The sequence below is a fragment of the Streptomyces sp. NPDC001920 genome, from assembly GCF_053594495.1.
Genome location: NZ_JBSFEP010000009.1, coordinates 232,434 through 252,618 on the forward strand (window position 1 = coordinate 232,434; position 20,185 = coordinate 252,618).

15 protein-coding genes and 2 pseudogenes are annotated in these 20,185 nt (G+C 72.8%); 12 read left to right on the forward strand and 5 right to left on the reverse strand.

Going from position 1 to position 20,185, the window contains the following annotated elements; genetic code table 11:
- Positions 1-140 precede the first annotated feature (140 nt).
- From ACWCPI_RS17565 to ACWCPI_RS17575, 3 genes are all read left to right on the forward strand, one after another.
- Positions 141-1,481 carry a hemolysin family protein gene (locus tag ACWCPI_RS17565; protein WP_451038951.1) on the forward strand — a complete coding sequence of 447 codons (1,341 nt, stop codon included), beginning with the start codon at positions 141-143 and terminating at the stop codon, positions 1,479-1,481.
- Positions 1,478-2,491 (forward strand): hemolysin family protein, encoded by a 1,014-nt coding sequence (locus tag ACWCPI_RS17570; protein ID WP_451038952.1) that lies wholly within the window; start codon positions 1,478-1,480, stop codon positions 2,489-2,491. The genes ACWCPI_RS17565 and ACWCPI_RS17570 overlap by 4 nt, the downstream gene beginning before the upstream one ends.
- Before the next feature lie 62 nt (positions 2,492-2,553).
- Positions 2,554-3,336, forward strand: coding sequence for an SGNH/GDSL hydrolase family protein (locus ACWCPI_RS17575; protein WP_451038953.1), 783 nt, complete (start codon positions 2,554-2,556; stop codon positions 3,334-3,336).
- A 99-nt stretch (positions 3,337-3,435) separates the two neighbouring features.
- On the opposite strand, the gene ACWCPI_RS17580 is transcribed toward ACWCPI_RS17575, so the two are convergent.
- Positions 3,436-4,218 (reverse strand): hypothetical protein, encoded by a 783-nt coding sequence (locus tag ACWCPI_RS17580; RefSeq protein ID WP_451038954.1) that lies wholly within the window; start codon positions 4,216-4,218, stop codon positions 3,436-3,438.
- Between the two features lie 311 nt (positions 4,219-4,529).
- On the opposite strand from ACWCPI_RS17580, the gene purB reads away from it, so the two are divergent.
- Together purB and mug are read left to right on the forward strand one after the other, a co-directional pair.
- On the forward strand, positions 4,530-5,972 hold the full coding sequence (gene purB, locus ACWCPI_RS17585) for an adenylosuccinate lyase (RefSeq protein ID WP_451038955.1): 1,443 nt from the start codon (positions 4,530-4,532) through the stop codon (positions 5,970-5,972).
- A 44-nt stretch (positions 5,973-6,016) separates the two neighbouring features.
- Positions 6,017-6,517, forward strand: a complete 501-nt coding sequence (gene mug / locus ACWCPI_RS17590) for a G/U mismatch-specific DNA glycosylase (protein WP_451038956.1) — start codon at positions 6,017-6,019, stop codon at positions 6,515-6,517.
- Between the two features lie 4 nt (positions 6,518-6,521).
- On the opposite strand, the gene ACWCPI_RS17595 is transcribed toward mug, so the two are convergent.
- Positions 6,522-6,950 (reverse strand): hypothetical protein, encoded by a 429-nt coding sequence (locus ACWCPI_RS17595; RefSeq protein WP_451038957.1) that lies wholly within the window; start codon positions 6,948-6,950, stop codon positions 6,522-6,524.
- A gap of 123 nt (positions 6,951-7,073) precedes the next feature.
- On the opposite strand from ACWCPI_RS17595, the pseudogene ACWCPI_RS17600 reads away from it, so the two are divergent.
- Together ACWCPI_RS17600 and ACWCPI_RS17605 are read left to right on the forward strand one after the other, a co-directional pair.
- Positions 7,074-7,383 (forward strand): annotated as a pseudogene (locus ACWCPI_RS17600) (response regulator transcription factor); the annotation flags it as partial.
- A gap of 97 nt (positions 7,384-7,480) precedes the next feature.
- Positions 7,481-8,638: an ROK family transcriptional regulator gene (locus tag ACWCPI_RS17605; RefSeq protein WP_451038958.1), complete on the forward strand. Its 1,158-nt coding sequence runs from the start codon at positions 7,481-7,483 to the stop codon at positions 8,636-8,638.
- Positions 8,639-8,710: 72 nt separating this feature from the next.
- Here ACWCPI_RS17605 and ACWCPI_RS17610 read toward each other — a convergent pair whose 3' ends face one another.
- Both ACWCPI_RS17610 and ACWCPI_RS17615 read right to left on the reverse strand, forming a co-directional pair.
- Positions 8,711-9,472 carry a GntR family transcriptional regulator gene (locus ACWCPI_RS17610; protein ID WP_451038959.1) on the reverse strand — a complete coding sequence of 254 codons (762 nt, stop codon included), beginning with the start codon at positions 9,470-9,472 and terminating at the stop codon, positions 8,711-8,713.
- 170 nt (positions 9,473-9,642) lie between these two features.
- On the reverse strand, positions 9,643-10,527 hold the full coding sequence (locus tag ACWCPI_RS17615) for an RNA polymerase sigma-70 factor (RefSeq protein ID WP_451038960.1): 885 nt from the start codon (positions 10,525-10,527) through the stop codon (positions 9,643-9,645).
- Between the two features lie 205 nt (positions 10,528-10,732).
- Here ACWCPI_RS17615 and ACWCPI_RS17620 point away from each other — a divergent pair, with 205 nt between their 5' ends.
- Entirely contained in the window at positions 10,733-11,563 is an 831-nt protein-coding gene (locus tag ACWCPI_RS17620) for an alpha/beta fold hydrolase (protein WP_451038961.1), read from the forward strand.
- A 45-nt stretch (positions 11,564-11,608) separates the two neighbouring features.
- Here ACWCPI_RS17620 and ACWCPI_RS17625 read toward each other — a convergent pair.
- Positions 11,609-12,445: pseudogene (locus ACWCPI_RS17625) on the reverse strand (DMT family transporter); the annotation flags it as partial.
- Positions 12,446-12,492: 47 nt separating this feature from the next.
- Here ACWCPI_RS17625 and pdxR point away from each other — a divergent pair.
- From pdxR to ACWCPI_RS17645, 4 genes are all read left to right on the forward strand, one after another.
- Positions 12,493-14,106, forward strand: coding sequence for a MocR-like pyridoxine biosynthesis transcription factor PdxR (gene pdxR, locus ACWCPI_RS17630; RefSeq protein ID WP_451038962.1), 1,614 nt, complete (start codon positions 12,493-12,495; stop codon positions 14,104-14,106).
- A gap of 188 nt (positions 14,107-14,294) precedes the next feature.
- Positions 14,295-15,869: an alkaline phosphatase D family protein gene (locus tag ACWCPI_RS17635; RefSeq protein ID WP_451038963.1), complete on the forward strand. Its 1,575-nt coding sequence runs from the start codon at positions 14,295-14,297 to the stop codon at positions 15,867-15,869.
- Positions 15,870-16,013: 144 nt separating this feature from the next.
- Positions 16,014-17,420, forward strand: a complete 1,407-nt coding sequence (locus ACWCPI_RS17640) for an SWIM zinc finger family protein (RefSeq protein WP_451038964.1) — start codon at positions 16,014-16,016, stop codon at positions 17,418-17,420.
- Positions 17,420-20,077: a DUF7824 domain-containing protein gene (locus ACWCPI_RS17645; protein ID WP_451038965.1), complete on the forward strand. Its 2,658-nt coding sequence runs from the start codon at positions 17,420-17,422 to the stop codon at positions 20,075-20,077. The genes ACWCPI_RS17640 and ACWCPI_RS17645 overlap by 1 nt, the downstream gene beginning before the upstream one ends.
- The last annotated feature ends 108 nt before the right edge of the window (positions 20,078-20,185 follow it).

Consider the following 20,185-nt stretch of genomic DNA (forward strand, 5'->3'; position numbering starts at 1 on the left):
GGGGGAGGCTTCGTCCCTCGATGAGGGATCACCCCGGTCCCCCATGAAAGGTGTGAACGTCCGCCCATGGGCGAGCCTCCCGGCACCCGACGTCGCGCGATCCTGACCGCCCTGTCCGACGATGGGACGGAGGTGTCCCGATGACCGAAGTGCTCCTCCTGCTGGTGGCGATCCTGCTGTCGCTCGCCTGTGGCGCGTTCGTCGCGGCCGAGTTCTCGCTGACCACGGTCGAGCGCAGCGAGCTGGAGCGGGCCGCGGAGCGCGGCGAGCGGGGCGCCGCGGGCGCGCTGAAGGCCGTACGCAGTCTGACTTTCCAGCTCTCCGGCGCACAGCTCGGCATCACGGTCACCAACCTGGTCGTCGGCATGCTGGCCGAGCCGTCGATCGCCGCCCTGATCGCGCAGCCGCTGGAGTCGCTCGGCATCTCCCGCTCGACGGCGAGCTCGATCGCGCTGGTGATCGGTACCGCCCTGTCGACCGTCGTGCTGATGGTGGTCGGCGAGCTGGTGCCGAAGAACTGGGCGATCTCCTCGCCGCTGGCCGTGGCCAAGCGGGTCGGGAACGCGCAGCGCTGGTTCAGCGCGATCTTCCGCCCCTTCATCACCCACTTGAACAACACGGCGAACCGGGTGGTGCGCCGTCTGGGTGTGGAACCCACCGAGGAACTGGCCGCGGCGCGCGGCCCGCAGGAGCTGGCCGCCCTCGCTCGGCACTCCGCCCGGGAGGGCGCCCTGGAAGCCGACACCGCCGAGCTGTTCGTACGGACCCTGAACCTGGCCGATCTCACCGCGGAGAACGTCATGACCCCGCGTGTCCAGGTCATCGCCCTGGAGGCCCAGGCCACCTGCGAGGACGTGGCGAACGCGACGCGGGCGACCGGGTTGTCCCGGTTCCCGGTCTACCGCGGCACCCTCGACTCGGTCGTGGGCACCGCGCACATCAAGGACGTCCTCGCGGTGTCCGCGGACCGCCGCCCGCGCGTCTCCGTCGCCGAGCTCATGCGTGAGCCGCTGCTCGTCCCCGCCACCCTCACCGTCGACCGGCTCCTCGACCGGCTGTCCGGCAAGCGCACCATGGCCGTGGTCATCGACGAGTACGGCGGCACGGCGGGCGTGGCCACCTTGGAGGACATCGTCGAGGAGGTCGTCGGCGAGGTGCGCGACGAACACGACCCGCACGAGACACCCGACATCGCCCCGGCGGGCGACGACGACGAGGGCCGGACGCTGTACTCGGCCGACGGTTCGGCGCGGGTCGACCAGCTCGCCCGGTTCGGACTGCGGGTGCCGGAGGGACCGTACGAGACGCTGGCCGGGCTGGTGGCGGCCGAGCTCGGCCGCATCCCCGTCGTCGGTGACCGGGTCGAGGTCGCCGGCTGGCGGCTGGACGTGGTGGACGCGGCGGGCCGCAGGGCGGCGCGGGTGCTGCTGCACGCCCCGCTCGAAGCCGCTCCGGACCAGGAGACGAGGGAGGGGCGATGACCGCCGTACAGCTGTTCATCGGTTTCCTGACGCTGATCGTCAACGCCTTCTTCGTGGGCGCCGAATTCGCGCTGATCTCGGTGCGGCGCTCGCAGATCGAGCCGTACGCCGAGCAGGGCGACCGGCGCGCCAAGAGCGTGCTGTGGGGTCTGCGGCACGTGTCCGCGCTGATGGCGGCCGCTCAGCTCGGCATCACCTTGTGCACACTGGTGCTCGGCGTGGTGGCGGAACCCGCCATCGCACACCTGCTGGAGCCGGTCTTCCACGCGGTGGGCGTGCCCGAGGGAGCCGGGCACGCGGTTTCCTTCGTGATCGCGCTGACGCTGGCCACGTATCTGCACATGCTGCTCGGCGAGATGGTGCCGAAGAACATCGCGCTGGCCGAGCCGGTGCGCAGCGCCCTGGTGCTCGGTCCGCCTCTGGTGGCGCTGTCCCGGGCGCTGCGGCCGGTGATCTTCACGGTCAACGCCTTCGCCAACGCCCTGCTGAAACTGCTGCGCGTCGAGACCAAGGACGAGGTCACCGCGACCTTCTCGGATGCCGAGCTGGCCCGGCTGGTGCGCGACTCCGGCGAGGCCGGGCTCATCGACGAGCGGGCCCGGGAGCGGCTGCACGACGCCCTGGAACTGGGCCGCAGGCCGGTACGCGACGTGGTGCTGCCGCTGGCGAGCGTCGTCCAGGCGCGCGTCGGTGTCACGCCGGAGGAACTGGAGCGGCTGTCGGCCGAGTCGGGCTTCTCCCGCTTCCCGGTCGTCGACGCGAACCGCCGTATCGTCGGCTACCTGCATGTGAAGGACGCCCTGGACGCCTCACCGCGGGATGTCCCGTTCCCGGTCCGGGAGATGCGTCCCATCGCGCGCGTACGGGAGAGCACACCGTTGGACGACGTGCTCACGGCGATGCGGGGCAGCCGGACGCACCTGGCGGCGGTGCTGGGTGGCGACGGGCGGCTGGCGGGGCTCGTGACCATGGAGGACGTGCTGCGGGAGCTGTTCGGGCAGCGGGCGTGAGAGCGGGGCATGCGACCCGACCGACCGCTGGGTATGGAGTTCGGGATACCATCGCTCCCGCCATGCAGACGAACCCCACTCACACCAGCCTGGTCGCCGTCGGCGACTCCTTCACCGAGGGCATGTCGGACCTCCTCCCGGACGGCTCCTACCGGGGCTGGGCCGATCTCCTCGCCGGCCGGATGGCCGCCCGTACGCCGGGCTTCCGTTACGCCAACCTGGCGGTGCGCGGAAAGCTGATCGGGCAGATCGTCGAGGAGCAGGTCGACGTGGCGGCCGCGATGGGCGCCGATGTGATTACCCTCGTCGGCGGCCTCAACGACACCCTGCGGCCCAAGTGCGACATGGGCCGGGTGCGCGGACTGCTCGAAGAGGCCGTGGAGACGCTCGCCCCGGCCTGCAAGCAGCTGGTGCTGATGCGCAGCCCGGGGCGGCAGGGGCCGGTCCTGGAGCGTTTCCGGCCCCGGATGGAGGAGCTGTTCGCCTGCGTCGACGCGCTCGCCGAGCGGCACGACGCGACCGTCGTCGACCTCTACGGGGTTCCGTCGCTGGCCGACCCGCGCATGTGGGACGTGGACCGGCTGCATCTGACGGCCGAGGGACATCGCCGGGTCGCGGAGGCCGTGTGGCAGGCACTCGGCTACGAGCCCGAGGACACCGACTGGCGTACGCCGGTGCCCGCCACCCTGCCGCCGGGGTGGGTCACGCGCCGGGTCGCGGACGTGCGCTTCGCCCGCCGGCATCTGCTGCCGTGGATCGCGCGGCGGCTGACGGGGCGGTCGTCCGGGGACGGGCTCCCTCCCAAGCGGCCCGAGCTCCTGCCGTACGAGGGCCCGGCGACGTAGGCGCTCGACCGGCCGTCCCACGCCCGGCCGCGCCGCCACGGGGACGCCCCGCTCCCATGGCAGCGCGGTGGCGGACCGTCCCCCGGCGCCTTCGGCGCTCTACCGGCGGGACGCTGCGGAGCGGCGGCCTCGCCGGTACAGCACTGTTCCGGCGACCAGCAGCGCCCCGCTCGCCGCGATGCCTCCGATGACGCTCCCGGCCCCGGTCTCGGGGATCTGCGGACGCTCCGGCTTCGCCGGGGGCGTCTTCGACGGACCAGGCGTCGGGGTGGGCTTGTGGGACGGCGGTGGCGTGGCGGTCTTGGTCGGAGTGGGCTCGGGCTTGTGCGTCTCGTCCCCGTAGCCGTAGCCATAGCCGTAGCCGTGTTCGGTCGGCTCCTCGGGGCCGTACCCGTAACCGTGTTCGCTCGGCTCCTCGGGCCCGTAGCCGTACCCGCTCGGCTCCTCGGGCCCGTAGCCCTTGCCGTTCGACTCCTCGGGCCCGTAGCCCTTGCCGGTCGGCTCCTTCGGCCCGTATCCGTGGTCGCTGGACTCCTTCGGACCGTAACCGTGGTCGCTGGACTCCTTCGGACCGTAGCCGTGGCCGCTCGGCTCCTGCGCATCGTCGTCGAAGCCGTCATGCGCGGGGGCGGGCAGGCGGTGCTCCATCTCGCCGAACGTGTCGTCCAGCTCGTGGAACTTCTCGCGGACCTCACTGAACTTGTCGTCCAGCCGCTCCTCCAGGGCGCCCGGGTCCCACACATCCGTGCGGCTCGACAGTGCGGCACCGGATTTGACCGCGGCCCCCTGCATGCCGGGGGCCGCGGACGACCAGGTGCCGTACAGGGACAGGGCGCTGGTCGCGGCGGCCACGAGCAATCCCTTGGCCAAGGTCTGTCGCATTCTCGTTTCTTTCTCTCGGGAGGAACGGGGAAGCCGACGTCGGTCGGTGACGCGATCTTGTTGAGTGCCGGGATGCGCAAGGTCATCGCGGGGGCGGTGATGCCGCACGTTCACATTCGCCATGACCTGCCGACTATGAACGAAATGTGAAGGCCTGAGGGGACCAGGACGCGTCGAACGCGGGGAATTCACCCGATCGCCCGTCTCGCGGGCCGACGCAGGGGCCGTATCCGGATCACCCCTGACCTGGGGGCCTCCGGACCGTATGGAGGATCCGGGGGCCGTCCGGCCGCCGGGTAAACTCCGTACACGTGACTTCTGCGCCCGCCAAGCCCCGCATCCCGAACGTCCTCGCCGGACGCTACGCCTCCACCGAGCTCGCCACGCTCTGGTCCCCCGAGCAGAAGGTGAAGCTGGAGCGTCAGCTCTGGCTCGCCGTGCTGCGGGCCCAGAAGGACCTCGGCATCGAGGTGCCGGACGAGGCGATCGCCGATTACGAGCGTGTCCTGGACACCGTCGACCTGGCCTCCATCGCGGAGCGCGAGAAGGTCACCCGGCACGACGTGAAGGCGCGGATCGAGGAGTTCAACGACCTCGCCGGGCATGAGCACGTGCACAAGGGCATGACCTCGCGCGACCTGACGGAGAACGTCGAGCAGCTGCAGATCCGCCTCTCGCTGGAGCTGATGCGCGACCGCACGGTGGCCGTGCTGGCGCGCCTCGGCAAGCTGGCCGGTGAGTACGGCGAGCTGGTCATGGCCGGCCGCTCGCACAACGTCGCCGCGCAGGCCACGACGCTCGGCAAGCGGTTCGCGACCGCGGCCGACGAGCTGCTGGTGGCGTACGGCCGCGTGGAGGAGCTCCTCGCCCGCTACCCGCTGCGCGGCATCAAGGGCCCGGTCGGCACGGCCCAGGACATGCTGGACCTGCTCGGCGGTGACGCGTCGAAGCTGGCGGACCTGGAGGGCCGGATCGCCGGGCACCTGGGCTTCTCGCAGGCGTTCACCTCGGTCGGCCAGGTCTACCCGCGCTCGCTGGACTACGAGGTGGTGACCGCGCTGGTGCAGCTGGCGGCGGCACCGTCGTCGCTGGCGAAGACGATCCGGCTGATGGCCGGGCACGAGCTGGTGACCGAGGGCTTCAAGCCGGGCCAGGTCGGCTCCTCCGCGATGCCGCACAAGATGAACACGCGGTCGTGCGAGCGCGTGAACGGCCTCATGGTGATCCTGCGCGGTTACGCCTCGATGACCGGCGAACTGGCGGGCGACCAGTGGAACGAGGGCGACGTGTCCTGCTCGGTGGTGCGCCGGGTCGCGCTGCCGGACGCGTTCTTCGCGCTGGACGGGCTGCTGGAGACGTTCCTGACGGTGCTCGACGAGTTCGGCGCCTTCCCGGCGGTCGTGGCGCGTGAACTGGACCGCTACCTGCCGTTCCTCGCCACCACCAAGGTGCTGATGGGCGCGGTGCGCGCCGGCGTGGGCCGTGAGCTGGCGCACGAGGCGATCAAGGAGAACGCCGTCGCCTCCGCGCTGGCGATGCGTGAGCAGGGCGCCGAGCGCAACGAGCTCCTCGACAAGCTGGCAGCCGACGAGCGCATCCCCCTCGACCGCGCCCAGCTGGACGCCCTGATGGCCGACAAGCTGTCCTTCACGGGGGCGGCCGCCGACCAGGTCGGCGTCGTCGTCGGCCGGGTCGAGGAGATCGTGAAGCAGCGTCCCGAGGCCGCGGGTTACACACCTGGGGCGATCCTCTGACGCGCTTCACAGCCGAGGAGCTGGAGGCCGCTCGCGACCGACTGGTGCCGGACGTGATCGCGGACGGTCTCCGTGTCCTCTTCTGCGGCATCAACCCCGGCCGGATGACGGCGGCGACGGGACACCACTTCGCCCGTCCCGGCAACCGCTTCTGGCCGGTGCTGCACCTGTCCGGCTTCACACCGAGACTGCTGAAGCCGTCGGAGCAGCGGGAGTTGCTGTCGTACGGGCTGGGCATCACGAACGTCGTGGCGCGGGCGACCGCGCGGGCCGACGAGTTGAGCGCCGCGGAGTACCGCGAGGGCGGGCGGCTGCTGGCGACGAAGGTGGCGCGACTGCGGCCGCGTTGGCTGGCCGTCGTGGGGGTCACCGCGTACCGGGCGGCCTTCGACGACCGCAAGGCCCGGGTGGGACCGCAGGAGCGGATGATCGGGGACACGCGGGTGTGGGTGCTGCCGAACCCGAGCGGTCTGAACGCGCACTGGACGGCGGCGACGATGGCGGAGGAGTTCGCACGATTGCGGGTGGCGGCGCAGGACGGCTGACGGGTCACGGCGGGGCGACGTCCGTGACCACGGCAAGGAGCTGGATGTGGTCCGCCGGGTCCCTGTCGGCGACGGCTGTCACGACCCAGCGTCCGGTCCCCTCCGCTTCCCAGAGGTCGGCGACACGGGCACGTGCGCTGAGCGAGGCCCAGGGTTCGGGTATCGCCTCTTCCCCGCTGCGCAGCAGAACGGTCTGCAGGTTCAGCCAATACCCCTCCCCCCAACGGGAGACGAGCAGTTCATGGAGGGCGTCCCGGTACTTCTCGTACTGCTCCACCCGCACCGCTCTCGTCCCGCAGTCGGCCCGGCTGCTCTCCAGCACCACGACGAGGTGGCCGGGGCCCCCGTCGCCGAGGTCCGACGGGCCGTGCTCCGCCGGAAAGGGACGGAAGCACAGCTCGTCGATGAGGGCGAGATGCCGTGCGATGTTCATGTGGTCCAGTAAACCGGGCACCACTGACAATTGGCGTGCCGTCAGGCGTCCCGGCGCACCAGGCTCCAGCCGCCCGCCAGCAACGCGGCCGTCGTCCTTCACCGCCTGCTGCGCAGCGGCAAGCGAGTCGCCGAGGGCGAGTCGCCGCTGTTCCCGGCCTCGGTGCGGCAGCTCGCCGCGCGGTACGGCGAGGCGGGCGGTGATCGGGCGGCCCGGGCGGCGATGGAGCGGGCCCGACTGACCGAACGCGAGGCCGAGGTGCTGCGCCTGATGGCCCGCGGGCTGTGGAAACGCGGAGATCGCCGCCCGGCTGGTCGTCGGCACGGAGACGGTGAAGTCGCACGTCAGCGCGGTACTGGCGAAGCTGGGGGCGCGGGACCGCACGCAGGCCGTGATCGCGGCGTACGAGTCGGGGTTCGTCGCGCCCGGCTGACGGGGACAGCAAGCGGTCTCTGACTCCCCGCGCTCGCCGGGTCACGCCGCGGCGAGTAGCATCCGGCCCACATGCGCACGAGCTGGGAGGACGGACGTTGGCTCGGCTGACCGGCGGGGATCCCTCGCTGCTGCGAAGGATCAACTCCGCGGTGGTGCTGCACGCGTTGCGTGCCACGGATGCCGCGACCCTGACGGAGATCACCCGGGTGACCGGGCTGTCCCGGCCCACCGTCGAGGGTGTCGTCGAGGGGCTCATCGAGGCGGGATACGTCGTCGAGAGGGCGGCCGAGGACAGCCTCGTGCGGCGCCAGGGGCGTCCGGCACGGCGGTTCCGGTTCCGGGCCGAGGCGGGGCACCTGCTGGGCCTGGACATCGGGGCGCACCGGGTGGCCGCGCTCCTCTCCGATCTGGACGGACGGGTGCTCGGGGCCGTCGCCAAGGACGTCGACGAGACGGCTCCGGCCGACGAGCGGCTCGAACGGCTGCGTACGGCCGTCGCCGAGCTGCTGCGCAGGGCCGGTGTCGCACGCGACTCGCTGCGGGCCGTGGGCGTCGCTACGCCGGGCATCGTGGAGGCGGACGGCACCGTACGGCTCGGAGCGGCGCTGCCCGAATGGACGGGGCTGCGGCTGGGTGAGCGGCTGAGCCGGTCCTTCAAGTGCCCGGTGCTCGTCGAGAACGACGCCAACGCGGCGGCGGTCGCCGAGCACTGGAAGGGCGCGGCCGGCGAGTCCGACGACGTGGTGTTCGTGCTGGCGGGGCTGAGCCCGGGCGCCGGATCACTGATCGGCGGGCAGCTGCACCGGGGGTTCGGCGGGGCGGCCGGTGAGATCGGCGCACTGCATCTGCTGGGCCGCGAGGCGACTCCGGAGACGTTGCTGTCCACCACGGACGAGCCGTTGCGTCCCCTGGACGAGCACGCCGTCGCCGAGGTCTTCGCCCAGGCCCGCGAGGGCGACGAGAGGGCTCGCGCGGCCGTCGACCGGTTCATCCAGCGCCTCGTCCACGACGTGGCCGCCCTCGTCCTGGCCCTCGACCCCGAGCTGGTCGTCGTCGGCGGGTGGGCGTCCGGTCTGGACGGCGTCCTGGAGCCGCTGCGGCGGGAACTGGCCCGCTACTGCCTTCGCCCGCCGAAGGTCGTCCTGTCCCTCCTCGGCGAGGCCGCGGTGGCGATGGGCGCGCTGCGGCTCGCTCTCGACCACGTGGAGGAGCAGCTGTTCGCGGTGGAGGGGGCGGCGACGGCGCGGCGGTGATGCCGGGGCCCACCGGTGAACGCGCCGCGCCCCGGAGCGGATCCGGGGCGCGAAGGGGTGGCGGTGCGCCGGTCAGGACGCCCGGCGCTGCGGGTCCTCGTGGATCTCCACGCGGCCGAAGTCGCCGAACGTCAACCGGCAGGTGTCCGCGCGGTACGTGGCCACGGACAGCGCGGCGGTGCGGCCCTCGGCGAGGTAGCGGGTGGTGACGACGAGGACGGGCGCGCCCGGGAGCCGGTCGAGTTCCTTGGCGTCCTCCGCGCGGGCCGAGCCCAGCTCGACGGCGCTCTCCTGCCCCTCCAGCTCCAGACGCTGCAGCTCGCGCAACACGGCACGCGCGCGTGCCACGCCGGACGGCGCGTCGATGGCGGAGAGGTCGGGCACCGACGCCTGCGGGACGTAGAGCAGTTCGGCGGCGACGGGCTGGCCGTGCGTCACCCGGGAGCGGCGCACCGTGTGCACGGGCTCCTCCCGGCCGCACCCCAGGGCGTCCACGACGGACGCCGGGGCGACCGCCTGGGTGCAGTCGGTGGGCTGCCAGACGTCGTCGGCCGCGCCCGGCCAGGTGTGCTGCTCGGTGCCGACAGCCACGCCCATGCGCGGGGGCGCGACGGTCGTACCGACACCGCGGCGGCGCTGCAGCCTGCCTTCCAGTTCGAGCTGTTCCAGGGCCTGGCGGAGGGTGGCCCTGGCGACGCCGAAGCGGGCCGCGAGGTCGCGCTCGTTGGGCAGGATCTCGCCCACGGTGAACTCGGAGTCGAGTGCCTCACTGAGCACGGTCCTCAGGTGCCAGTACTTCGGTTCCGGCACTGATTCCAGCTGCGTGGTCCCCACCCTGTCCTCCGCAATCGCCGTGGCCCGGAGGCCTTTTAGCGCCCTTGTTTATTAAAGGTTGTTGCACTTCTCTGCGACCATAGGGCGGCCCCCACCCTTGGTCAATACCAATCGCCGGGAACGTTCACGGCACGGCGTGCCGCCGCCGCGGCGTCGCGTGGCGGCGGGATCTAGGCGGTCGCCAGTGACCTGAGCTTGTCGGGGTTGCGGATGATGTAGACGGCCTGGATGCGGCCGTCGAGGACGTCCAGCTGGAAGATGGCGTCGGGCTTGTCACCGGACAGCACCAGCAGGGCGGGGCCGCCGTTGACCTCCATGAAGCGGAAGGACGCGTCGGACAGGCCCTTGCGGGCGGCGCCGATCAGGAAGCGGCCCACCTTGTCGGCCGACTCCATGACCCGTACCGGCGCCTTCGCCTTGCCGCCGCTGTCGCCGACGAGGCGGACGTCGGGGGCGAGCAGCGCCATGAGCCCCTCGATGTCACCGTCCGCGGCCGCGGCCAGGAACCGCTCGGTGAGGTCGCGGCGCTGGGCGGGGTCGACCTCGTAGCGCGGTCGCCGCTCGTCGACGTGTTTGCGGGCCCGTCCGGCCAGTTGGCGCACGGCCGCCTCGCCGCGATCGAGCATGGCGGCGATGTCCGCGTACGGGTAGCCGAAGGCCTCCCTGAGGACGAACACCGCGCGTTCCAGGGGCGAGAGCGACTCCAGGACGACGAGGACGGCGAGCGAGACCGAGTCGGCGAGCACGGCCCGTTCCGCGGTGTCCGGTACCGCGTCCCCGAAGTCGGTGACGTACGGCTCCGGCAGCCAGGGGCCGACGTAGGTCTCACCCCTGGCCTTGATCTGGCGCAGGCGGTCGATGGCGAGGCGGGTCGTGACGCGCACCAGGTAGGCGCGCGGCTCGCGCACCGCGGACCGGTCGGCGCCGGACCAGCGCAGCCATGCCTCCTGTACGACGTCCTCCGCGTCGGCGACACGGCCGAGCATGCGGTAGGCGACTCCCAGGAGGACGGGACGGTGCTCTTCGAAGACGTCGGTCTCGATGTCGGTGGTCACCGCACCATCCCAGCCGACGTGTCCGGCGCTGTCCAGGCGAAATCGCCGCCCCAGGGTGTGCGTCGCGCAACCTCGGGGCTGTTCGGACCCGTGGGGAGCCAGACACTCGCCCGAGGCCCGGGGCAGTCCGGGTCTACCCGTCGGTAGCAATTGCTGACAAGCTGTCTACGCCGTCCGTAGCGCGTCCCAGACGAGGAGCACCCCCATGTCCGCCACCGTCTCCTTCAAGGTCCCCTCTCCCCGCGGCCCGCAGAGCGTGACCGTCGACTACGCGCGCGTGGGCAGCGGTGAACCACTCCTCCTGCTGCACGGCATCGGTCACCACCGGCAGGTCTGGGACCCGGTGGTGGAGATACTCGCGGCCGAGCGCGACGTGATCTCCCTGGATCTGCCGGGGTTCGGCGCGTCCCCGGGGCTGCCGGACGACCTCGCCTACGACCTGCCCACGACGACGGCCGTGTTCGGCGCCTTCTGCGAGGCCATGGAGCTCGAACGGCCGCACGTGGTGGGCAACTCGCTGGGCGGACTGATCGCGCTGGAGCTGGCCCGCGAGAAGCTCGTGCGGTCCGTCACCGCCCTCTCCCCCGCCGGGTTCTGGTCCGCGGCCGAGCGGCGCTACGCCTTCGGCGTGCTGCTGACCATGCGCCGCATCTCGCGGCGGCTGCCGCTGCCGCTGGTGGAGCAGCTGTCCCGGTCCGTGGCCGGCCGCACCGTTCTGACCAGCGCCATCTACGCCCGTCCCGGCCGACGCTCACCCGAGGCCGTGGTCGCCGAGACGCTCGCGCTGGCGGGGGCCACGGGGTTCGACCAGACCCTCCGGGCGGGCGGGAGCGTCCAGTTCACCGACGACATCCCCGGAATCCCCGTCACGGTGGCGTGGGGCACCAAGGACCGACTGCTCCTGCGCCGCCAGGGGGTACGCGCCAAGCAGATCATTCCCCGGGCCCGTCTGGTCAGGCTGCCCGGCTGTGGCCACTGCCCGATGAACGACGACCCGGCCCTGGTCGCGCGCGTCATCCTCGACGGCAGCAGCTGATCCGCGCGGGGCGCGCCGGAGCGCGCCGGAGCCGAGGACCACGCCCGATCCGACCAGTGCGCTGCCCAGGACCTGGACGGCGCCGTAGGAGCCGGTCCCGACGAGCGGGGCGGTACAGGCGGCGGCGACCGGGATGAGGCCGGAGAAGAGGGTGGCACGCTCGGCGCCGATCCGCTGCATGCCCACGTACCAGCAGACGAAGCCGATGACGGTCACGACCACCGCCTGCCACAGCAGCGCGAGGGTCTCCGTGGTGTCCGGGCGCCTGAGCCACGCGGTGCCGTCCAGCAGCAGCCCGGCCACCACGGACTCGACGGCGGCGACCCCGCACACCGTGGCGGACAGCAGGCGTGGGCCCAGGGGCCGCAGGACGGGCACGGCGAGGACCGCGAAACCGACCTCACCGGCCAGCGCGCACACGGAGAAGGCGATGCCGGCGGCGTCCGTACGGCCCCAGCCCTGGACCGTGAACGCGCCGACGGCCACCAGCAACGCCCCGTACAGGACGGCGCGTTGGGGCCGGCGCCCGTCCAGCAGCGGAACGACGACGGCCACGACCACGGGCGCGCAGCCGACGAAGACACCGGGGACCGCCGGTTCGGCGGTGCGCTCGGCGGCGATGACGGCCAGGTTGAAGCCCACCATGCCGACGCCCGCCAGCAGCGCGAGGCGGCCCCACTGGCGGGCGCCGAGCGTGCGCAGCCGGGCCGGGGCGCCCCGCCCGGCCAGCGGGACGAGCAGGAGGCAGGCGAGGGCGTAGCGCAGGAACTGGCCGCCGGCGTACGGGTAGTCGCCGAGCAGGCTGTTGGCGGTGAAGGACCCTCCGACGAGGATGCAGGCGAGCGCGGCGAGCAGGGCACCGCGCGTGGTGGTGGCGTTCATGGGAGCGACGCTAGGAAGTGCGGCGGTCCGGATTAAGGTCCACTTTCATGAGGCGATCGCAGACCAATCCAGGCGGGGGGACGGTGGGCGCCGGTTCTGCAGGGCACACGGGGGGTGGAGATCCGGTCCAGGGGGCGGCGGGCGCCGGTCCGGCGGAGCCGCAGGGCGGCACTCTCGCCGGGCTCGACCAGCCGCCCACCGCGCCTTCCGGCGGCGATCCGAAGAGGCCCGCGCCATCCGGCTCCTCCCCCTCGGCCGCCTGGGAGTTGCTCCTGCCGGCCGCCTCGGCGCCCGCACGCGCGCGTGGACGTTCGCTGCAGGCGGCGCTGCGTGAGGCGGTCCGCTCGGGGCGGCTCGCGCCGGGCACGCGCCTGCCGTCGAGCCGGGATCTGGCCGCGGACCTGGGCGTGTCGCGGGGGCTGGTCACCGAGGCGTACGAGCAGCTGACGGCAGAGGGCTATCTGCGCAGCGGCCGCGGTGCCGGGACCTGGGTGAGCGGTGCCGTACGGGCCGCACGCCCACGCGCGCGTGACCTCGCTCCCCGCTCCACCGGCGCCCGGGCCGACTTCGTACCCGGGACGCCGGACCTGTCGCTGTTCCCGCGTGCCGCGTGGGCGTCGGCGCAGCGCGGGGTGCTGGCCGAGCTGCCGCACGCCGAGCTCGGCTATCCCGACCCGCGCGGTCTGCCCCGGCTGCGTACGGCACTGGCCGAGCTGCTCGCACGCCGCCGGGGCGTGGTCGGCGACCCGGAGCGCATCGTGGTGGTCTCCGGCGTGGCCCAGGCGACGACGCTGCTCGGTTTCGTGCTGCACGCGCGCGGGATGCGCGAGGTCGGCGTGGAGAACCCGGGAAGCCCGCAGCACGACGCCCTCTACGCCGCCGCGGGGGCCACCACCGTGCCGCTGCCACTGGACGGCCACGGCCTTGCCATCGGCCCGCTGTACGCGTCGGGCGTCCGCTCCGTCGTCACGACGCCGTCCCACCAGTTCCCCACCGGCATCGCCTACTCCGCCGCGCGCCGTACCGAGCTGCTCGAATGGGCGCGCACCGTCGACGGGTTCGTCCTGGAGGACGACTACGACGGCGACTTCCGGTACGACCGCGCCCCCGTCGGAGCCCTCCAGGGCCTCGACCCGGAACGTGTCGCCTACACCGGCTCGGTCAGCAAGTCCCTCGCTCCTGGGCTGCGGCTGGGCTGGCTGCTCGTACCGGAGGCACTGGCCGACGACGTGGTCGAACGCAAGCGGACCATGGATCTCGGTCACCCGTCGCTGGACCAGGCGCTGTTCGCGCGGTTCCTGGAGCGCGGTGACTACGACAGGCAGCTGCGACGCTGCCAGCGCGCGTACCGGGAACGCCGGGACGCCCTGGTCGGCGCCCTTGAGGAGCATTTTCCGGGCGCCGAGGTGACCGGGATCGCCGCGGGACTGCACGTCATCGCCGCGCTGCCGGAACGGTACGGCCCGCTGGAGCGGTTCGTCGCGCGCGTGACGGCCGCCGGCGTGGCGGTGCGCGCGCTGACGGACTACGCGCACCCGTCTGCCGGGGGCCGCGAGCAGGGGGACGTCCGGCTGGTCCTCGGCTACGCGCACCTGTCGCCCGAGCGCATCCGGGACGGCGTGCGGCTGATGGCGCAGGCCGCGGCCGCGCGCCCACGCTGACGACCTTCGGGGCCGCCGCGCCGAGCCGGCAGGGCGTGACCGGAAACGTGTGTCCACCCGCCTCCCGCTCGACGGTCCGGTTCCCCTGCGGGTGGGGTCAGTTGTTCACTTGTGGTTTGCGTGTGCGCTGCGGCGCACCAGTAGTTGTGGCAGTGCACACTGGCCGGATCCCGCCCCTGGAGGCCCCCATGTCACACCGCCCCTTCCCGGGCCGACGCAGCGTGCTGCGCGGCTCGCTCGCCGCGTCGGCGGCCCTGACCCTGCCCACCGCCCTCGGCTCGGCACCGGCCTTCGCCCGGTCGGGGCGTCCCAGTGCGGGCTGGGGTGTGCAGACGGGAGACGTGACCTGCGACTCGGGACTCGTGTGGGTGCGGTCCGACCGCCCGGCCCGGATGATCGTCGAAACGTCCGCCACCGAGTCGTTCCGCGACGCCCGCAGATGGCACGGTCCACTGCTCGACGCCGGCACGGACTTCACCGGCACCACGCGGCTGCGCGGCCTGCCGTCCGGCGAGCAGATCCACTACCGCGTGCTGCTCGCCGACCCGGACGATCCGCGCCGCACCGGCGCGCCTGTCGCCGGCACGTTCCGTACCGCCTCGGCCCGGCGGCGGGACGGTGTGCGGTTCGTGTGGTCGGGCGACCTGGCCGGGCAGGGCTGGGGCATCAACCCGGACCTCGGCGGCTACCGGATCTACGACGCGATGGCCGCGCTGGACCCCGACTTCTTCCTCTGCAGCGGCGACAACATCTACGCCGACGGCCCGATCTCGGCCTCCGTCGCCCTGCCCGACGGCAGCACCTGGCGGAACATCACCACGGAGGAGAAGTCCAAGGTCGCCGAGACGCTCGCGGAGTTCCGCGGCAACTTCCGCTACAACCTGCTCGACGAGAACCTGAAGCGGTTCAACGCGCAGGTGCCCTCGATCATCCAGTGGGACGACCATGAGGTGACCAACAACTGGTACCCCGGTGAGATCCTCACCGACTCCCGTTACACCGAGAAGAACGTCGACGTCCTCGCCGCCCGCGCCCGGCAGGCGTTCTCGGAGTACTTCCCTATCTCCACCCTGCGCCGCCCCGACGGCCGGGTGTACCGCGTGGTCCACCACGGCCCGCTGCTCGACGTGTTCGTGCTGGACATGCGGACCTACCGCAACGCCAACTCGCCGGGCGACCAGCCTTCCGACGCCCAGGGCATCCTCGGCGCCGAGCAGCTGAAGTGGCTCAAGCGCGAACTGGCCCGCTCCCGGGCGGTGTGGAAGGTCATCGCCTCCGACATGCCGCTGGGCCTGGTGGTGCCGGACACCGGTGACGGCAGGCCGAACGTCGAGGCCGTCGCGCAGGGTGACCCGGGGGCCCCGCTGGGACGGGAGCTGCAGATCGCCGAACTGCTGCGTTTCATCAAGCACCGCGCGATCACCGGCACGGTGTGGCTGACCGCCGACGTGCACTACACCTCCGCCCAGCACTACCAGCCGTCGCGTGCCGCCTTCACCGACTTCGAGCCGTTCTGGGAGTTCGTCTCCGGTCCGCTCAACGCGGGCGCGTTCCCGGCGAACAAACTGGACGGCACCTTCGGCCCCGAGCGGGTGTTCCTCAAGGCACCGACCACCGCGAACGTGTCGCCGGCAGGCGGCTACCAGTTCTTCGGCGAGGTCGACATCGACGGCGGCAGCGGCGAGCTGACGGTGCGCCTGCGCGAGTCGGACGGCACGGTCCTGTTCACCCGCGTCCTCCAGCCGGGCCGGGTCGGCCAGTGACTCCCGTAGCCTGAGCGACGTGCCGCGCACCGGCGTCATCCCCCGGTGCGCGGCCGTGGTGTCACGGCAGCGCGAACACCCCTAAGGAGGTGGTCTTTTCGCAGGTCGGAGCCGATTGTCAGTGGTCGCCTCTACGGTCTTTCCATGACGCGATCTTTGCAGGCCGTGGCCTATTGCCGACCCTCCGCGCTGGAGTCCGCAGCGGACGGACAGCGCCTGGGGCTGGAGACCTCCCGGGGTGCGACGCCCACCGGTGTGCAGGACCATCCGCGCTTCTTCGCGGGGTTCCTGACCTCCCCTCAGGTCGCTGCCGCCGGGCTCCTCGCGGTGGCCGACGTGGCGGCCGCACGGTACTACCAGCGGCAGCTGCGCGCCTCCCTCGACCCAGTGGTGACGGGCAACGGCGACCGGCTGCGCTTCGAGTCCTTCTCCGGCTGCTGCGGGGTGTACGCCCGACTGGACGTACTGGAATCCGGTCTGGACGGCGACGAGGTGGGGCACGGCACGACGAACGTCGACGTCAACAACCCCCTGCGCGAGGCGCTGTCCCGGATCGGCTCCGACGATCCGCTGCATCTGCGCGTGGGCCCGCAGGAGTTGGCGGTGACCACGCTGGACGGCCCGGTCGTGGAGAAGAAGGTGCCGCTCCCCGACCGCTGGCTGCGCGGCTTCGCGGAGGCGCAGGTGATAGCCGCGGGCTTCGACCTGCGGGCCGAGTTGCCGGCCGCGGAGGCGGTGCGGTTCCTGCGGGCGCTTCCGCGCGGTGGCGCACGCGGCGCCTCGATGGGCGCGCGGTGGGTGGTGCCCTCGGGCAAGGGGCTGCGGCCGACGACGCGCGCGGTGCCCGGCGCGGTGTCCCTGCCCGGCCCGGAGCGGCTGACCGCGCTCCAGCGGGTCCTGCGGCATGCCTCGGCCCTGCGGGTGTACGGGCCCGCGGTCACCGTCGGTGGTGCCGCCACGGCCAGTGCCTGGGAGGCGGTGCTTCCGGGCATGCGGCTGACCCTGACGCTGTCGCCGGACGCCTCACGCGGGTTCTCCGGCGAAGGCGGCGTCCTCGACGCGCTCGCCACGGACGAGGCGGCCGAGGACGCGGAGCTGATCTCGGTGCTCCTCGCGTGGGAGCCCCGCGTCGACGTCACCGACCTGGCCGCCGCCTCGGGCCTGCCGCCCGAGCGCGTGCGGGCGGCGCTGGTCCGGCTCGGCACGTCCGGGCGGGTGGGGTACGACACGGCGGAGGCGGCCTACTTCCACCGGGAGCTGCCGTACGACGCCGAACGCGTGGAGCGTCACAACCCGCGGCTGCGGTCGGCTCGTGCCCTGGTGGCGGCGGGCGCGGTCACGCTGGACGGTTCCCTGGGAACGGTGACGGCCGAGGACGGTCACGTGCACCGGGTGCGCGACGAGGTGGGTGTACTCAGCTGCAGCTGTCTGTGGTGGGCGAAGTACCGGGGAGGGCGCGGGCCGTGCAAGCACGCGCTGGCGGTGCGGATGGTGCGGCGCGGTGTCGCCGCGGCGGAGCGGGACATGGCACGAGTCGACGGGGGTGCGTGATGAGTGCGCTGATGGACGCGGTCCGGGACGGGCGGACGGCCGAGGTGGTGAGCCTGCTGGACGGGATGACGGACGCCCAACGGCGCGCGTGCTTCCCGCAGTTGAAGGCGCTGCGCAAGGAGCTGAGGGCGGAGCAGTGGGGTGAGCGGTCCCGCCGTGCCTACCCCGCTCTGCATGTCGCGGGTGCCGCGTGCCAGACGGGTGCGGCCGGTGTGGCGAGTTGGCTCACGGCCGCCGACATGCGCTGGTGGTCCGCACCCCCGGCCGTACTGCTCGACGTCCTGGGCGACAGGGCTGCCGGCTGGCTCGCCGATGTGGCGCACAGGATCGCCGAACGGCCGGTCGGCGCGCGGGTCCCGTACGAGTTGATGGCGGGGCTGGTACGGCTCTCAGGATGTCCGGTGCCGACCACCGAGGCCTACGTGCACGGGTGGGTGGAGCACATCAGCCATGTCTGGCAGCGGGGCGACACGGTTCTGGACCGGCTGCGCAAGGACCCGCACCTGGCTCCGCTGACGGCAGCGCTCTTCGAGACGAACGACATCGGCGGCCGTCTGGCCTGGATGCCCGCCGAAGGTCCCAGCAGCTGGACCGAGGCGCTGGCCCGGCTCACGGCCGAGGGAGTCCTCGACCGCCGTGCCACGGTCGGCGCGTGCCTGGCCCGGCTGCTGCGGGGCGGGCCGCCGGCCGACCACCGGGTGTTCCTGCGCATGCTGCAGGGCTTCGAGCTCACCGGGGAGGAGCTGCGGGAGCACACCGCCGACTGGCTGGCACTGGCCTCCGACGCCACGTCCGTCGTGGCCGGGCACGCCCAGTCGGTGCTCGCGTCACTGGCCCTGGAGGGTGGACTGACCACCCGTCAGCTGGCCGAGATGTCGGGTGCCGTCCTCTTCCGCACCGAGAAGAAGCTGGTGCGCGCCCAGTTGGTCCTGTTGGGCAAGGTGCTCGCCCGCGACAGGTCCGCGGTCGAGGAGCTGCTGCCCGCGGTGGCCCTGGCATTCGGACACGAGGATTCCGACGTACAGGAGCGAGCGCTGAAACTGGTCGAGCGGCATGTCGGCAAGGTCGAGTGCTCGGACGTCCGGGACGAACTCGCGTCGGCTGCCGAGCAGCTGATCCCCGTCCTGCGTGCGCGCGCGGTCGGCAGCCTGGGCGCCGCCCCGGCGAGCCTGGAGCCGGCCCCCTACGAGGAGGTCCTGCCGCCGGCGCCGGAGCCGGTCCGACTGGCTCCCGCGCCCGGGTCGGCCACCGAACTCGCCGAGGAGGTCGGGGCGTTGCTCGCGTCGGGTGGTGACGTGGCGGCGTTCGAGCGGGCCCTGGACGCACTGGTGCGTCACGCATACCGGGACGCGGAAGCCCTGCTGGAGGCGCTGGAACCTGTCGTGGCCCGGCGCTGGTGGGGCGACAGCGCATCGCAGTACCCGTTCAGCGCCGACGACCACTTCACCCGGCACCACGGTCTGATCGACGCGGCGCACGGCCTCGACCTGCTGCTGGCCACACTGCGGGGCAAGATCACGACGGCCACGCTCCGCCATGCGGTCCGGCGCCGTGCCGTCACCAGCGACTGCGGTCACAGTCCTCTCGCCGGAGCCTTCGAGGCCCGCCTCTGGGAGGTGGCCCACCGGATCGGCACCGAGCCACTGCCGTTCCTGCTGTCCACGCCCACCTGGGGTACCGGCCTCCTGGAGCCCGAGGAGCTGGTGGCCCGGCTCGACGAGTACCGGCGCCTCGGCGCCCGGATATCGGCAGCGGACTTCGCCCAGGCACTGCTGCGGGTCCGGCGCGGCGACCGTGCGGTGGCCGAGGCGGCCGCAGAGCGAGCGGCGGCGCTGGGCACGGCAGAGGGGACGCGTCTCGCCCAGTGGTTGACCGCCGGCCCCGCCATCCCGTCGTACCGGCGGCGGACAGCGGGAGACCGCATCCTCGTCGAGTCCGGGGAGATCCTCGAACTGCAGGGTGACTTCCCGTCCGACTTCGGCTCTTTGGGGCGGCCGGTGACCGTGTACCGGGATCGTTGGTACTGCCATCACTGGAGCGACGGCATGCGGCAGCACTGGCTCGCCGTGCTGCCCGAGCAGCGCGAACTGGTGGCGGTCAGACTGCTGCGCGACATCTCGGCGGTCGCCGTCGACGACACGCGGGGCGACGCGGCGATACTTCCCCAACTGGCCGAATCCGACGGCGAGGCCGGGGAGGCCGTCCACCTGGCCGTGGCCTACGGGCTCGGCGCGCGGCATCCGGAGGACCGGCTGGCCGCCGTGGACGCCCTGCTGGTGCTGGCGGCGCGCGGGCAGCTCGACGTGGCCGCACTGGGCTCGGACCTGGGGCAGTTGGTGCGGCGCGGGGCCGTGAAGCCGTCGCGGCTCGTCGAGTCGGTGCGGACGGCGGCGGCCACCGGGGCGAACGCGGTCGTCTGGGGAATCCTGCGGCATTCCCTGCCCGTCCTGCTCGCTGATCTCGGCGCCGGCGGGGCGGCCTCTCCCACCCGAGGGCTGGCGGATCTGCTGACCGTCGCCGCGGAGTGCGCCGAGAGAACGGGGGCACGCGGAGAGCTGCCGCACCTGGCCGGCACGGCGGACCGGCGTGGCTCGTCCCGGCTCGTGGCCCAGGCCCGGCGCCTGCGCAGCGCGCTGACGGAGGGGCTGGCCGCGTGACGGAACGAGGCCGCCTCCCCGGCGGTCACGCCCGCAACACATTTGAACAGTGGACAAAACTGGCATAAAGGTTCTTTACCGCCCGGTCACAAAGCGTTCGTGATCACG

Excerpts from the sequence above, each read along its gene's own strand:
- ACWCPI_RS17565 (WP_451038951.1), top strand. The coding sequence starts at position 141 with ATGACCGAAGTGCTCCTCCTGCTGGTGGCGATCCTGCTGTCGCTCGCC.
- ACWCPI_RS17570 (WP_451038952.1), top strand. The coding sequence starts at position 1,478 with ATGACCGCCGTACAGCTGTTCATCGGTTTCCTGACGCTGATCGTCAAC.
- ACWCPI_RS17575 (WP_451038953.1), top strand. The coding sequence starts at position 2,554 with ATGCAGACGAACCCCACTCACACCAGCCTGGTCGCCGTCGGCGACTCC.
- ACWCPI_RS17580 (WP_451038954.1), bottom strand. The coding sequence starts at position 4,218 with ATGCGACAGACCTTGGCCAAGGGATTGCTCGTGGCCGCCGCGACCAGC.
- ACWCPI_RS17595 (WP_451038957.1), bottom strand. The coding sequence starts at position 6,950 with ATGAACATCGCACGGCATCTCGCCCTCATCGACGAGCTGTGCTTCCGT.
- ACWCPI_RS17620 (WP_451038961.1), top strand. The coding sequence starts at position 10,733 with ATGTCCGCCACCGTCTCCTTCAAGGTCCCCTCTCCCCGCGGCCCGCAG.
- pdxR (WP_451038962.1), top strand. The coding sequence starts at position 12,493 with ATGAGGCGATCGCAGACCAATCCAGGCGGGGGGACGGTGGGCGCCGGT.
- ACWCPI_RS17635 (WP_451038963.1), top strand. The coding sequence starts at position 14,295 with ATGTCACACCGCCCCTTCCCGGGCCGACGCAGCGTGCTGCGCGGCTCG.
- ACWCPI_RS17640 (WP_451038964.1), top strand. The coding sequence starts at position 16,014 with ATGACGCGATCTTTGCAGGCCGTGGCCTATTGCCGACCCTCCGCGCTG.
- ACWCPI_RS17645 (WP_451038965.1), top strand. The coding sequence starts at position 17,420 with ATGAGTGCGCTGATGGACGCGGTCCGGGACGGGCGGACGGCCGAGGTG.